At 48.1% G+C, this 14,770-nt stretch carries 9 protein-coding genes; 2 read left to right on the top strand and 7 right to left on the bottom strand.

Going from position 1 to position 14,770, the window contains the following annotated elements; all coding sequences use genetic code 11:
• Nucleotides 1-6 precede the first annotated feature (6 nt).
• From LG211_RS03670 to LG211_RS03660, 3 genes are read right to left on the bottom strand one after another with little or no spacing between them, the layout of a single operon-like run.
• The gene (locus LG211_RS03670; protein ID WP_227754910.1) at nt 7-1,077 is read right to left on the bottom strand and encodes a flavodoxin family protein; all 1,071 of its coding nucleotides are present in this window, start codon (nt 1,075-1,077) and stop codon (nt 7-9) included.
• 31 nt (nt 1,078-1,108) lie between these two features.
• The gene (locus tag LG211_RS03665; RefSeq protein ID WP_227754909.1) at nt 1,109-2,101 is read right to left on the bottom strand and encodes a lactate dehydrogenase; all 993 of its coding nucleotides are present in this window, start codon (nt 2,099-2,101) and stop codon (nt 1,109-1,111) included.
• A complete protein-coding gene (locus LG211_RS03660) occupies nt 2,098-6,825 on the bottom strand; it encodes a hypothetical protein (RefSeq protein WP_227754908.1) in 4,728 nt (1,575 codons plus the stop codon). The genes LG211_RS03665 and LG211_RS03660 overlap by 4 nt, the downstream gene beginning before the upstream one ends.
• 390 nt (nt 6,826-7,215) lie before the next feature.
• Here LG211_RS03660 and gdhA point away from each other — a divergent pair, with 390 nt between their 5' ends.
• A complete protein-coding gene (gene gdhA, locus LG211_RS03655; RefSeq protein WP_148396618.1) occupies nt 7,216-8,559 on the top strand; it encodes an NADP-specific glutamate dehydrogenase in 1,344 nt (447 codons plus the stop codon).
• Between the two features lie 353 nt (nt 8,560-8,912).
• Here gdhA and LG211_RS03650 read toward each other — a convergent pair whose 3' ends face one another.
• Nucleotides 8,913-9,467 carry a putative ABC transporter permease gene (locus LG211_RS03650; RefSeq protein ID WP_148396619.1) on the bottom strand — a complete coding sequence of 185 codons (555 nt, stop codon included), beginning with the start codon at nt 9,465-9,467 and terminating at the stop codon, nt 8,913-8,915.
• 165 nt (nt 9,468-9,632) lie between these two features.
• On the opposite strand from LG211_RS03650, the gene LG211_RS03645 reads away from it, so the two are divergent.
• A complete protein-coding gene (locus LG211_RS03645; RefSeq protein ID WP_148396620.1) occupies nt 9,633-10,409 on the top strand; it encodes an enoyl-CoA hydratase-related protein in 777 nt (258 codons plus the stop codon).
• Between the two features lie 117 nt (nt 10,410-10,526).
• On the opposite strand, the gene LG211_RS03640 is transcribed toward LG211_RS03645, so the two are convergent.
• The 3 genes from LG211_RS03640 to LG211_RS03630 are packed head-to-tail and all read right to left on the bottom strand — an operon-like array spanning nt 10,527 to nt 14,755.
• The gene (locus LG211_RS03640) at nt 10,527-11,540 is read right to left on the bottom strand and encodes a lipoate--protein ligase (RefSeq protein ID WP_269477017.1); all 1,014 of its coding nucleotides are present in this window, start codon (nt 11,538-11,540) and stop codon (nt 10,527-10,529) included.
• Between the two features lie 27 nt (nt 11,541-11,567).
• Nucleotides 11,568-13,310 (bottom strand): dihydrolipoyl dehydrogenase, encoded by a 1,743-nt coding sequence (gene lpdA, locus LG211_RS03635; protein ID WP_269477016.1) that lies wholly within the window; start codon nt 13,308-13,310, stop codon nt 11,568-11,570.
• 35 nt (nt 13,311-13,345) lie between these two features.
• On the bottom strand, nt 13,346-14,755 hold the full coding sequence (locus LG211_RS03630; RefSeq protein WP_269477015.1) for a dihydrolipoamide acetyltransferase family protein: 1,410 nt from the start codon (nt 14,753-14,755) through the stop codon (nt 13,346-13,348).
• Between the last annotated feature and the right edge of the window lie 15 nt (nt 14,756-14,770).

Here is a 14,770-nt window from a genome sequence, read left to right as displayed (position 1 = left end):
CCGAACTCACTCTGTCCCTTTCAGGTTTTTCAAAATGTTTTCAGCAAAGGCTTGTGCCCGCTTTTCAATGCCATCGGACTTGAGAATGGATCTGGGATCGTTGGCCGTTTCCAGCAGCGCGAAGTGACCCGGCAGGCGGAACGTCTTATTCATATTGAGGGCGCTGATCATCTGCTGAGCAACGATGTCGCCGCCGCTGTAGCCGGAAACGACGATCCCGAACAAGCTTTTGTCGTAAAACTTGTGGGTCATCACCAGAGCGGTCAGACGGTTGATAAACGCGGCAATATTGGCCCCCACCGCATCATTGTAATTGGGGCAGACCAGAACCAGCGCGTCCGATTCCAGGATCGCCGGATAAACCTCTTCCACAATGGGCCCTCCGTAAAAACATTTTTCCTCTTCAGCAAAATGCTTGCAGGTTTCATAAGGGCAGCCCTGGCAATCGAGAACCTTTCCGTTGCGCAGAGAAATCTCCTGAATATCGCAGCAGCCCAGATGCTCTTTGACCAGTTCCCACAGACTCAAGCTGTTAGAAGTTTTTCGATCGCTGGCATGAAGCATCAAAATCTTAGGCCGCTCCTTCTTTTTTTCCGCGTATTCAAGGATGTTAAATACCAGCTGCCGACCGGCCACGATATAGGCCCCCAGATTATCCATATGCAGATTTTGGGCGCGTATATTGAAATTTTTAAGAGATCGGGTTCCCTCTACAAGAGGCCGGCCCGGAAAGGTGCAGCCTGACCGGTTGGCGCTGAACACAAATTCTCGGGAGATGGATTTTGTGAATAATTCACTGTTGCCGTCTATGATCACGCCCCCTACGCTGCCTTCAAAGCAATCCCGACGCAGACGAATCTGCTTGAGCATGTTATAGTATTCCAAATTGATTCCTGACTCACCCAGAGAAATGGAAAACAAGATCTTTTTATTCCGCAGATCCGCCTTCTCGAATTCCTCCATCGTTACAATCTCATCATAGCTGTATCCCTTCAAGCTGGCATCCAAAATAGATTGAAGCCTTTGCGCCTTCCTGGTCTCACTGCACAGCGGGTTGACTAGTACAAACTGTCCCACAAAAAATCCCTCCTTATAATCTGATCCAATGTTAGAGTAATTCGCTCAAACGTTCATAAGCGTATTTGATACGCAAAAACAGCGCCTCCGGCAGAGGAAGATCCTCTACCTCGATTCCATAAGGCGTCCTTCTGTTTTTCACTCCCAAAAAAGCACCTCTGTCCTCCTTGCCGAAATAGACCGAACTGTAATGCCAATTCCCACTGAGCGCAGCCAGAATGGAAAGGGATCCGGATGACAGAGCTGGTGCGATAAATGGTTTAAATCCCAGCTCTCTGGTCTTGAGATTGGATTCTGCCGCCAGCCTGGTCAGCTCTTTTGAAAGCAGATCATCGTAGTGCTCCAAACTGTTGGCAATCACCAAATCTTCGCCGTGGGGCCCAAACGCCCGGCCCTCTGCCAAAAAGGAAGCAAACCGCTCATCCCTGCGGGCAAAATAAAGGGCCCTCGCATTCATCACACCAAGGCCGTAGCCCTGGACCTGTTCCCTTTTCAACCCGGTGCTAAGTGCCGCTTTGCAGAGGGGATCCACCGGATCGGAAACAACGGCAAAAAGGCCGCCGAACCCGCACTGCACCGCCTGCCGGGCAAACTGTCCCACCAGCTCTGCATTGGCGGAAAGCTGGGCCATCCGCACATCGGCTGTATCGCCTCCCACAGGCGGCACTCCTTTGGATGCGCAGAAAATCATTACATCACAATCGAAAAGATGTCTCGCATCCACCGCCTCAACCTCCGGCAGATGACTGTGATCCAAAGGCTGGTCGATCTGATTGATCTCCATTTCAAAACGTGCAGCTACCTTGGGATCCAGATCGCAGATGCCGATGGAAGCGATTTGTTCGCCGCCCAAGAGCCGAAGCCCAATCAGCAGCATGCTCCCCACATCGCCCAAAGCCAGCAGATTGACCCGTTTTTTTCTAGCTGCAGCAAACGGGTTTTGCCCATCTGGTCTGATAAAAAAGGTTTCCTGTTTCACATTGATTACCGCTGGTTCCTCGAACAACTCACTTAATCGTTTCATACTATTACACTCTCCAGTCTGATGAGTTTTTCAATTCCGTTGAGCAGATATCCTGACGGCGCCAGGTTCATATCGTAATTCATATAGCTTCCCAAATCGGGCACTCTCGGCGAAATGACAGCTTCCGAAAGTCTTTGAAGCGTCAGCTTGCGTTCGAACACATTCTGATAAGCTTCTTCCAGAGCCAGGAAGATGTTTCTGGCATTTTTAAGACAAACCATGGAAAACTGATAGACCGCTTCCCTGGAAGCATCCGAGAGAAAGGTGGGCGCCCCGTAAGGCAGGATCAGGTTGATGGATGCCTGAAGGCTGGATTCGGTCTCATATTCCCGTTTCACGCCGTCTCCGCCGATGAAGGGATAGAGGCTGGATTCTACAAACCAGCTTTTTAGATTGGGAATAAAGTAGGCGCTGTCTACCTTTCTTCCCTGGATGGTCATCAGATCCTTTCCTCTGCCCGACAGCAATCCCACCACCAGTTTGCTCACTTCCACCTGATTATCTTTCAGCACCGGGTCCAGTTCCTGCATTCGATAACCCTTATGCAGCAGATCGTCCACCAGGATCACCGGACGCCCAAAAGATTTGATGGTCTTAACCTGATTGGCAATGGGTGAATAATAAGGATATTCTTCAATGCTAAAATCCTTCAAATCCGGATCGAACCGTTTTTCCGTATGAATCGTCTTGGTCACGGTATTGGGTACCGCCATGCCGCGGAGAATTTTCCCGAAAGGCACGCACATGTACGGCCCCAGCTTTCTGACTTTCGTCGGTTCCGAGGGAACACCGTTGTCTGCGGTTACCATGTTGATGATCTTATGATGCATAACGCCCGAATTGAAAGATAGTACCAAGTTGCCGGGATACAGCTTGGTCAAAGCCATTTGCAGATCAATATGAGCTTGCCCCATGACTTCCAAAATCTTCTCGTTTTTATCAAAGGGATCTTTCAGAACCGTATCCATGTTCTGGAACACCGAAAGCGGGCTCTTCATATCTACTTCGTAGATCCCGGTTCCTGTTCCGCTTATTACAATTTCTTCAAACCCCTGACGCTTGAGAACAGAAAGGATAGCATCGTTTTTATCCTCCCCCACGATTGGGTGATAAACCGCATAAGTTACATCTTCCTGCAGAGCCTGGGAGATTGTTTCAGTCAAGACCAGCTGCACAATATCGCGGATCGTCGTATCATGGGAAAAGTAGATGCCGCCAATCACAATAATTCTTCCTGTGGCCTTTTCCCGCAGATAAGCAGCGATTTTTGCATTTTTAAACTCTTCATACAGGCGGGCGGTGGTAATTTCTTTCACTGCTGCCATAGCGCAAACCTGGTCGTTCTTTCCACCGTCACGGATCGCGACCGTTCTCACCTCCGGACGGTTGAGGTAATCCTTTAGTCTGTAATAATTATGTCCCCGCGCCTTGATCTCAGCTTCCAAATCCCGGAGGATCGCGCTCCCTCTGTGATCCAGCGGTTCGAATTGAATCATTTTCGTCTGAAGAATACTCTTATATTGAGGCTCTCTCAGATAGAGGCTGTTGTCGTAAATATAGTTTTGAGCCACCGGATCGATCAAATTGGAAATATCCCGGTTATAATCGATGTTTTCACGGATCCTGGTAGAGCTGATATCCTCCAGATGAACTGGCAGCGTCAATTCTACCACTTTCCCTGAGATCATGCGATAAGCCTCCGTCAAATCCTCTTTCTTCTCCTCTCCTTCTTCTGCGCTCTCCCTGCGGAACACCACATGATTGAAGGTATGAATGGAGTTTTTTGAAGGAGCTGCTTTATAGGAAGAAGCGTTGATAACCACGTCGCTGCCGACAACGATATACAGCTCTTTATCTGGCATCATTCGTCGCAGCTTTTCCAAATCTTTGGGATTGGCGATGTTAATCGGTTCATCGTCTGGAAAAATGTACACATTTCCTTCATCCGCCACAGACATGGTGATGATTTTCCTGCGGATCATTCTCGGCTGTGTTTTTTTAGACCAGGAAAATTCATCCAGCGCCAGATAAACTTCAAAATCCAGATCCCGGATGGATGTGACAATCCCCTTGTGGCTGAGGGAAAAAGGATCGAAGGTTCCTGGAAAAAAGGCCACTTTTTTCCGCTCCATGGGGCTGAAGCTTCCATTTTCCAAAATATATTCGGAAATAAAACGGTAAATATGGTTCAAGGCCGCAGCGCTGGTGAAAAAGGTCAGTTCATTTTCTTTCTGATCGATGATCAGCGTCAGCATTTTCTTGCTGATCCTCTGAAAAATATTATGTTTTCTTTCCAAATCCAGCATGGGACTGCCGAAAATATGCTGACCAATGACCATGAACGCTTCTTGGCTGACAACTTCATTGTAATTTGCAAGACCGCGCAAAAGCATGCCCAAGAGCGTCTGTTTTCTGCGATTGTATTCTTCACCGGACTGTGGAAACCGGTTCTGATATTCCGGGAATCTTTTGATGATCTCTCCAACCGTATCCAAAGTGACAGATGCCACCTTTTCATTGGTGTTTTCCAGAAGCTTTCTAAAATCTCCCAAAAGCTCATCCAGCTCATTGGGGTGCAGATAGAGAGCCAATGCCCCCAAATATTCAGGGATATACTTGGAAAATTGATATTCACCGATTTCCAGCCCTTTGGTCAATTCGATAACCAACTCGTTCCTCTGGTCCAGCGGCAGCAGAGGAATCACTTCTTGCAAGCCTTTGCCGGCGATATGGCGCACGGTGACCCGTTCACTGACCTTAATCAGATTGGACAGGTGGGTGGCCACGTGAAGGACTTCGCTAACATTGCCTTTTTTGACCTCATCCAGCAAAAATTCAATATTTACTTCTTTAATGACCCACGGTGTATCTACCTTAAGATTTTCCAGAAAAATATCGGATGCCGCATCCTCGCTCTCATATAAAAGCTCTTCATACTCTGTCATTTCCTTATCAAAAATATGCAGATTTTCTTTGATTTTAAATTTCAGATAAACAGCACTCAAAGGTACTTTTTCGAGCTCCATATTCTTCATAATCGCTTCTGCTTGATCACAAGTCCGCTGATCTTGTTCGGTCTGCGTCATGTAATTTATAAATCGCAGGGCAGCGATCTTGATTTCTAAAGATTTACGAAAGGAAGCTTGATGGACAAATTTGAGGAGACGCTCCTTCTCATCCTCGCCGCACATGTCCATGGGAATGTTGAGCATAGAATCCAAAAGAACAAACATCGCCGAATCATCTATATATAGATTGCGGAAAAAGTCCAAAAATATTTTCAGATATGCTTCGCATTCATCCTTTCTGCAGTTGTCCAGTGCCGAACGCAGTACAATTTTTAAGGTATAGCCGATCCATCGCTTATGCTGATCAGTAACCTTATGGTCGGGAAAGATAATTTTTTGCAGATAAGTCCGAAAAAGGCCCAGACTGTCGGCCTCTCTACGGCCGCTTTTTACGCCTTCTGGCAGCTCCTTGCGGTATTCTTCATCGTAACCGGCGATTAATTCGCCCATCAAAAACGCAGCCTGCCTTCGAATATCTCCTTCTCTATGAGTCAGAAGATCGTAGAGAAAATGCAAGGTCATTAGTTTTTGTTTCTGTGTCATATAAGTGGAATATTCATCGAGAATATTGATATATGCCCGCAGATTTTTCCACTGTTTTTCACTGCGAGCCGCTTCAATGAGATTTCCAAAAGCAGCCTGATTATTAAATTTGTTCATAAGACTAATGTTATGCTCAATGGCCAGATATTTCAGCTGGTCGATCACTTCGACCGGCGACAGCAGCGCCGGATCCTTGCGTTCCGGCGGACTGAGGCGGCTGCAATCCAGATCTGTGCTTACGCCTCTGCTGATCATATACTCTTCAAAGTCCTTGAGTTTGGCATAAACCCGTTTATAGCGGACTGTCTTAGCTTCGTCCACATTGTCCAGCTTACCCAGAATTACTTGAAAGGCTTGTTTGAGGGTGTAAAAATGAACGTTCTCAGTACCGTCTTCCTCCCGGCTGCTCTTGACCCGAAAATCTGCGTAGATGAGGATCAGCGATTCAATGGACAGGTTTTCAAGTTCCAAGTCCCAGGTAGAATGGTTGCTGGCAATGTGGGCGATTAAGGGCATGCCGTTTCTTTTCAGGAACTCATCCGTATAATAATAATGCAAGTATGGGATCCGCTTGGCGTCTGCTCCCTTACAGCCATATTTACCAATATCATGGCCTGCCGCAGCCCCGGATACCAGCGCCAGATCCACAGGTGATCCCGCCTCGGCCAGCTGTCTTGCCACATGCAGGGCCACATGATGCACCCCGCAAATATGCCCAACGGTATTAAAGGGCGTGATTTCCTTGCCGATGCGCATGAACTCCAGCAGGTAATTAGAACGAAAATACGCCAGAAAATTCAAGTATTCCTCCCTGGCCGGACAGGTATCCACCTCCTCAGGATTTAAAAGCTCCATATGCAAAAGAGGGGAAAAGCCGTCTTTGTCTCTCCTGTAAGAAAAAACCGTATGCAGCACCTCCAGATAAAACAATTTTGCCGCTTTGTAGGTTTCATTTTTTCTATTTTGAGAATCGTTTCCGGGAAATAGCTCTGCTATGGTATCTTCATATACATAAGCAAGCCACCCTTCTTCCGGCTTCGGGCTTAATTCTTCCATCGTCGCTTCAGCCAGAACAAGCACGCTAAAGCAGCTGATTCCTTTCTTTTCCGCCATCTGCTCAGCCTTCTTTTTCCAATTGTTCTGCGACAGCAGGCTATTCATAGTTTTTTTTGAAAGTTTTATTCTTTTCAGAAACTGTTTCTCTGTTAAATTCTTCTCTAATTTCTTGTATAACTGCAACGCCGTCTTGTTCACCAAACGCTCCACCTCCCATATACGTTTATTATGCTATTTTTGTGACTTTTTTACAAGTTTTTCTTGCTTTCTCGTGTTCGAGAAACAGTTTCTCACATATGAAACCTTTTGCTCATTTTTCAGAAAATTAAAACTTTGCATGGAAAGATTGAATTATATTGACTACAATTTACCAAAGTGCTATATTTTAAGGTGTTAAAGGCTTTATATTTATTGCGAGAATATAAGAGAAAAAGAGGAGAAAATCAAATGTCAAATTACATCGAAACAGTAATTGAAAACTGCAAAAAGAACAACCCTGGCGAAGTTGAATTTCATCAGACCGTTGAGGAAGTTCTTCATTCCCTGGAACCAGTAATCGCAAAGCATCCTGAATACGAGGAAGCTGCTATTCTCGAAAGACTGGTTGAACCTGAAAGAGGAATCACTTTCAAGGTAACATGGGTTGACGATGCTGGTAAAGTACAGGTTAACAAAGGATACAGATACCAGTTCAACAGTGCAATTGGACCTTACAAAGGCGGTCTGAGATTCGCTCCAAACGTATATCCTGGAATCATCAAATTCCTGGGCTTTGAGCAGATTTTCAAGAACAGTCTGACTGGTCTTCCTATCGGCGGTGGTAAAGGCGGAGCTAACTTTGACCCTAACGGAAAATCCGATGCTGAAGTTATGCGTTTCTGCCAGGCATTTATTACAGAATTATATAGACACATCGGACCTTCTACTGACGTTCCTGCCGGTGACCTGGGCGTTGGCGGAAGAGAAATCGGTTACATGTTCGGACAGTACAAGAAAATCGTTAACAGATTTGAAGGTACACTGACTGGTAAAGGTCTGTCCTGGGGCGGCCTGAACGGAAGAACAGAAGCTACTGGATATGGTATCGTTTACTATGCACAGTGCATGCTGGAAGCAAACGGCGAATCTCTGAAGGATAAGAAGGTTGCCATCTCCGGATTCGGTAATGTATCCTGGGGTACAGCAATGAAGCTGAACGAGCTGGGCGCAAAAGTTATCACAATCTCCGGTCCTGACGGATATATCTACGATCCAGACGGCGTTTCCGGCGAAAAAGTTGATTACATGCTCGAGCTGAGAGGATCCGGCAAGAACATCTGCGCACCTTATGCTGACAAGTTCCCTGGCGCTACTTTCTACGCTGGAAAGAAACCTTGGGAAGTTGAAGCGGATCTGTACATCCCATGCGCTACTCAGAATGAAATCAGAGAAGACGACGCAAAATCTTTCGTAGAAAGAGGCGTTAAGTTCGTATGCGAAGGATCCAACATGTCCTCCACAAACGAAGCGATCAAAATCATGCAGGACGGCGGAATCATCGTTGGACCTTCCAAGGCTGCTAACGCTGGCGGAGTTGCTTGCTCTTGCATCGAAATGGGCCAGAACGCTGGAAAGACTGTATTCACTCCAGATCAGGTTCACGCTCAGCTGAAAGATATCATGGTTGGTATCCACAAGGCTTGTCAGGAAGCTGCTGAAGAATATGGATTCGGCTACAATCTGGTTGCCGGCGCTAACATCGCTGGATTCCTGAAGGTTGCTGACGCTATGATGGCTCAGGGCATCTGCTAAACACAGCCTACATAAAAGTTTGATTACTATTTTAAAGGACGCTTCGCTTCGTGCAGGCGTCCTTTTTTTCGTATTTTTTAGTATAAGGTATATCGCCTTCCGATCATGCGGCGATGGCCGGGATGGGCTGCACTGAAGTTTAACGGCTTTGGGCAGAATGGCGCTCTACGGGAAAAAATCAGGAAAAGTTTCTAAAATTTACGCGTTTTCCAACGCTTGCGCCCTCCCAACCCGGTCTCAAATCAAAAAAAGCCTCCTATTCTCAATAAGAGGCCCCGCAAACCCACAGCTTTGCGTAAAAAGTACAATTTTTTATGAAAAATTTCCCGGCTTTGGATTTAGAAGCAGAGCTGCTAGCTATACCTGCCCCCAACTGTCAAGATCAAATCCGCAGTAAAGATCACATATAGAACATACAACATGATCTGCCCTTTCCTCGTATCAATACATTTAAGGATCAGTCTTTTGGCAGCGGGTTCGATCAGGTACACCAGCAGGATGCCGGCAATGGCAAAGAGGACCGCTCCCCTCAGGCACACTCTTCCCTGAATATTGAGAAACGCCTGGCTGTAATCCCACCAGGTTCTCCCCCAGATACTTTCCATCGCCCAGCTCGTTATGTATTCCAACACACAGCTAAATGCGCCGGCCAGAAAAAACAGCTTTACCGGCTGATGGCGGTAACGTCTGAGGAGCAGGCTCATCATCACCGCGCCGACGCCGTAAATCGGCAGATAGGGCCCATAGAGAAAGCCCCGGTTTTCCCAATACCCATCGATGGCCCTGCAAAACACTTCTTCACACATCCAGCCGACCACCGAACACATTAAAAACATCGCACAATACACTTGAACCGAGAGCAAGACACTTTGCCTCGTTTCCACCTGCCCTGTCCACATTCTTTCCATGCCTATTCCCCCGCTTTCCTTCTTTCTTCCATCATTTTACCGCCTAAAAGTAACCAAATCATTTCGGAAAAATAACGATTTTATTACAATGTAGATATGGAAATTCTTACAGTAAAGTGTTATGATTATTTTATGGAATGTTGTTAAAAGAAAGGAAAAAAGGATATGTACGAAACGATCAAATACCAAGTGTCTGAAAACATCGGATACGTAACAATCAATCGACCAAAAGCAATGAACGCCCTCAACGGCCAGGTTCTGGACGAACTCTACGCCGCATTCACAGAAGCGGCCGCAGATGAGCAGGTAAAAGCTGTGATCCTCACCGGAGAAGGTAAAGCGTTTGTAGCCGGCGCCGACATCGCGCAGATGAACCAGCTGGATGCTATTGAAGGCCGAGCCTTGATCGCCAAGGGCCACAAAGTAATGAACTACATGGAATCCATCGAAAAGCCTTTTATCGCAGCAGTAAACGGATTTGCTCTGGGCGGAGGCTGCGAGCTGGCTATGGCCTGTGATATCCGTATTGCATCTGAAAAAGCCAAGTTTGGTCAGCCGGAAGTAAACCTGGGCATCATCCCGGGCTTTGGCGGAACCCAGAGACTGCCCCGCCTGGTTGGAAAAGGAATGGCAAAATACATGATCATGACTGCAGAGATGATTGGCGCTGAAGAAGCATGCCGCATCGGTCTGGTGGAAAAAGTGGTCGCGCCGGAAGAACTGATCCCTGCCTGCGAAAAGCTGGCTCAGACGATCATGTCCAAAGCTCCCATCGCCATTGGTATCGCCAAGACAACCATCAATAACGGCTATGACCTGGATATGCGCGCTGCCAGCGCACTGGAAATCGAAGCATTTGCCTCCACCTTTGCTTCTCAGGACAAGACCGAAGGCATGACCGCTTTCCTGGAAAAGAAAGAAGCCAAGTTCCAGAATAAATAAATCATTTGAGGAAATCGATTTCTAAATGAAAAACACCTCTTAACCAAATTCGGGCTATGTCCCCAATTGATTAAGAGGTGTTCTATTTTTTCAGCGCGGGCTGCTTTCTTCTGAAATTCAGACCGCTTCTGCGATCCATGAAAATATCTCTTCCATTACAGCTTCCCCCGCCTCACCGTATACGCCGCTTCTGCTTCCGGCGCTTATCTTTTTCAGCGCGTCGTACACCTGGTGCTTATCATGCCGCAGACCCGTAAGACCTGCCGCGATCCCCTCGGCGATGTTGGGGTCCATGAAATCTGAAAACACGTTAATGTCTTCGATCATTCCCCCGTTCACCCGGATCTGCAGCGCCAGCTGGCCCAGATCAAACATTTTGGAAATCTCATACTGAAAATCGATCTTTCGTCCAAGAGTCCAATCCCATGAGCCATATTTGCGGGTCAATTCTGCGATCTGCGCCTGATCCAGCGCCTCTTGCGCCAAAGGCTCTGCCGATTTCCCATAAACCTCTTCAAAGGCCTCTATCAGACGAAGCTTCAGCGTCGCTGCTGTAATGCCGGCGGCATGGGATTTCAAGTTTGTCACTCTGGACTTTACCGAATCGATACCTTTGGACTGCAGTTTCTGTTTTGAAACGGTCAGGTAGCGGGAAAGCTTTTCCATATCCACATCCATCATGATGGTGCCGTGGTGATAGCAGCGCCTGCCCCTCTCATAAAAAGCATTCCCCGAAATCTTCCGCCCATGGACAGTGATATCGTTTCGCCCCGACTTTTTTGCGTCAATGCCCAATTTTTTCAGCGCGCAGATGATCACCCTAAGCTGGCGATCTACATCGTAATTTTCCTTGCAGCAGAGAAAGGTGAAATTCAAGTTGCCCGTATCATGGTATACTGCTCCGCCTCCGGACATCCGGCGAACCAGCACGCCGCCCTCTGCCTCCAGCTTGTTCACATCGCACTCTTTCCAGGCATTCTGATTCTTTCCGATCACAACCGTATTTTGGTTCTGCCACAGATATAAGATGCACTCATCCTCCGCACAGTGAAAAAACAATGCTTCCTCCAGCGCCAGATTCTGCCGCGGATCCGTTGATACGCTTTCAATATGGGAAATCCGATTGATCATATTTCACCTCCTGAGCCTTAAACCGAATTAAAAGTGGATCGCTCTGCCTCCTGCCGCATGCATCGCTTCCTGCATAACTTCGGAAACAGTCGGATGAGGATGGACGGACATTGCGATTTCCTCGGCCGTGCTTTCCAGCTTCATGGCCGCGACTGCCTCGGCAATCATATCGGTCGCATGGATGCAGTACATATGTACGCCTACGATCTCACCGTATTTGGGCTCTGCGACCACTTTCACAAGGCCTCTCTCCTCCCCTGCGACTTTTGCTTTACCGTTTGCCAGCAGAGGGAACTTGCCCACATTTACCTTACCGTACGTTTCAGCCGCCTGCTTTTCCGTCAGGCCGACGCAGGCAATTTCCGGCTGGATGTAGATCGCGCTGGGGATCTTGTCGTAATCCATGGATACCTTTTTACCGCAGATCGTTTCCACTGCTATGATCCCTTCCATAGAAGCGGTGTGGGCCAGCATTGCCTTGCCGTTTACATCGCCGATGGCATAGATGTTGGGAACCGATGTCTTTAACGTGTTGTCGGTTACGATGGCTCCCCGCTCCGTCTTGATTCCAAGAGCGTCTGTATCGATGCCGTCAAGGCTGGGGCCTCTTCCGACAGCCATCAGTACCTGATCCGCCTTAACTTCCTCAGATGCGCCGTCCTTTTCAAACTTCACGCCGTCTGCTGTAATTGTAGTCACTTTTGCACTTGTATGGATGTCAATTCCCATTTCTGTCAAATGTCCGGTAACCTGCGCGGTAATCTCTTCATCCACTATTGGCAGAATGCGATCTAAGAATTCCACCACCGTAACCTTCACACCGATAGCTGCCAGGAAATAAGCAAATTCAACACCGATGACTCCGCCGCCGATTACTGCCATGGATTCGGGCTTTTCATCCAGATCCAGCATCTCTGTGCTGGTGAGCACGGTCGCTTTGGGATCGATGTCGATGGGCAGGCTCTTGGCCTGGGAACCGGTGGCAATGATGATGTTCTCCGCTGTGATCGTCTTTCCTGCCGCTTCGATGGTATGGCTGTCCTTCAAAATGCCTTGGCCGTTTTCAATGACAACGCCGTTGCCTTTGAGCAGCGCCTGTACTCCGCCTACCAGCTGGCTCACAACGCCTTTTTTGCGCTCCTGCACCTTTTTCAGGTCCAAAGCAGCATTGCTTGTGTCCACGCCCATGACGCCGAAGTCTGCGCTTTCTTTCACTTCTTTGAGGGATTCTACGCTTCTCAGCAGGGCCTTCGTCGGGATACATCCCACGTTGAGGCATGTACCGCCAAAATGTTCTTTTTCAATGATTACGGTCTTTTTTCCCATCTGGGCGGCCTTGATGGCCGCAACATAACCTCCCGGGCCTCCGCCGATCACTGCGATCTCATAGTCATAGACAGAGTCGTTGTCTGCTGCCGGAACTGTCTCTTTGGTTTCACCCGCTTCCTGGGCCGGTGCGGCAGCCTCAGCGGCCGGAGCATTGCCTTTAAGCTGGGCCAGCGCGTCCGCTTCCATTGCCGCTATATCCTCCTCCCTGCTGCCTATGATGGCGATGGGCAGGGTTACAGGAATGGTATCTCCCGCATTGATGAAAAGCTTTCTTACCACTCCATCGCCTGTCGCCTCAATATCCATGTTTGTTTTATCGGTTTCTACGGAAAACAGGGGTTCTCCCTTGGAAACGGTATCACCTTCTGCTTTATACCACTCCACCAGTTTTCCTTCATTCATATTAAATCCCAATTTGGGCATAATGATTACTTCGGCCATTTATCTGTTCCTTTCTACACTTCTATCATACATACTTATACCAGCAAACTGATCGGGCTTTCCAGCAGATTCTTGATTTCTGTTACAAACTGGGCTGCCAGAAGTCCGTCGATGATTCTGTGGTCAACCGACACCTGAATGTTCATCATCGGCTTGATGGCTACTTCTTTGCTGCCGTCAGCCTTTGTCACAACCACCGGCTCGTCCTTGGTGGAGCTGATGGACAAGATGCCCACTTCCGGCGGATTGATGATCGCCGTGAAGTTTTCGATCCCGAACATTCCCAGGTTGGAGATGGTGAAGGTACCTCCGGTATATTCATGGATAGCCAGTTTTCCTGCTCTTGCCTTTTCAAACAGCGGCGAGGAAGCTTGGGAAAGCTCTACCACGCTCATGTTCTGCGAGTCTTTGATATTGGGTACGATCAAACCAGTCGGAGATGCCACCGCGATCCCCAGATTGACGCTCTTGTATTTCACAATGGTGTCTCCCACCAGAGAGGAGTTCATCTCCGGATACTTTTGCAGGGCAATGATGGTCGCTCTTGCAATATAATCGGTTACAGAAGTCTTTTTATCCTGTGCCTCATTGACCTGTTTTCTGATTTCCAGCAATTTTTCCAGGTTGACCTTCTGTGTAAAGTACAGATGGGGCGCTGTGAATTTGCTTTCGGACAAACGGTCGCCGATGACTTTACGCACTCCTGCATAAGGTATTTCTTCCAGAATTTCTTTTCCGTCCGGCGAGAATTTCTTTTCGCCATCCTCGCAGGCGCAGGCCGTTTCTTGTGCTGCTGTTTTTTCTTTGGCCGCGATGGCTTTTTCCACATCGTCTTTCATGATCTTACCGTTTGCTCCACTTCCGGTTACTGATTCCAGATCGATGCCTTCTGCGCCGGCCATAGCCTTTGCCACTGGTGTAGCTTTGATCTTGCTGGATTCCAGATAATCGAGAATATCCTGCTCACAGATACCGCCCTGCCATCCGGTACCGACAATATCCAGCCCTTCCAGAGACAGATCTTTTTCTGCTGCCGCTCTTCTTGCTCTCGGCGTGATCTTCATTCTGCCGCCTTCTGCCTTTGGCGCCGGCGCGGCTGCTTTCTTCTCTTCTACAGGAGCCTCAGCTTCTTCTTTTTCCGCAGGCGCGGCTCCGCCGCCCGCAAGCTGTGCCTTCGCATCGGCTATGGCCGCGGAAACGTCCTCTCCTTCAGCGCCGATCACAGCGATGGGCAGGGTTACCGGGATCGCATCTCCTGCTTCGATGAGCAGGGCTTTTACAATGCCGTCTCCGGTAGCTTCAATATCCATATTGGTCTTGTCTGTCTCCACCGAGAAAAGGGGCTCGCCTTTTGCGATGGAGTCACCTTCGTTTTTATACCACTCTACCAGCTTGCCTTCGTTCATATTGAATCCAAGCTTGGGCATGATGATGATTTCTGCCATGTTACCGCTCCTCTC

The organism is Hominibacterium faecale (assembly GCF_020734085.1).
Taxonomy (GTDB): Bacteria; Bacillota; Clostridia; order Peptostreptococcales; family Anaerovoracaceae; genus Hominibacterium; species Hominibacterium faecale.
This window is presented reverse-complemented; position numbering and strand designations above follow the sequence as displayed.

What these genes read in the sequence shown, in the direction of transcription:
- LG211_RS03665 (WP_227754909.1), bottom strand. Translation starts at nt 2,101, where the DNA reads ATGAAACGATTAAGTGAGTTGTTCGAGGAACCAGCGGTAATCAATGTG.
- LG211_RS03660 (WP_227754908.1), bottom strand. Translation starts at nt 6,825, where the DNA reads ATGGCGGAAAAGAAAGGAATCAGCTGCTTTAGCGTGCTTGTTCTGGCT.
- LG211_RS03640 (WP_269477017.1), bottom strand. Translation starts at nt 11,540, where the DNA reads ATGATCAATCGGATTTCCCATATTGAAAGCGTATCAACGGATCCGCGG.
- LG211_RS03650 (WP_148396619.1), bottom strand. Translation starts at nt 9,467, where the DNA reads ATGGAAAGAATGTGGACAGGGCAGGTGGAAACGAGGCAAAGTGTCTTG.
- lpdA (WP_269477016.1), bottom strand. Translation starts at nt 13,310, where the DNA reads ATGGCCGAAGTAATCATTATGCCCAAATTGGGATTTAATATGAATGAA.
- LG211_RS03645 (WP_148396620.1), top strand. Translation starts at nt 9,633, where the DNA reads ATGTACGAAACGATCAAATACCAAGTGTCTGAAAACATCGGATACGTA.
- gdhA (WP_148396618.1), top strand. Translation starts at nt 7,216, where the DNA reads ATGTCAAATTACATCGAAACAGTAATTGAAAACTGCAAAAAGAACAAC.
- LG211_RS03630 (WP_269477015.1), bottom strand. Translation starts at nt 14,755, where the DNA reads ATGGCAGAAATCATCATCATGCCCAAGCTTGGATTCAATATGAACGAA.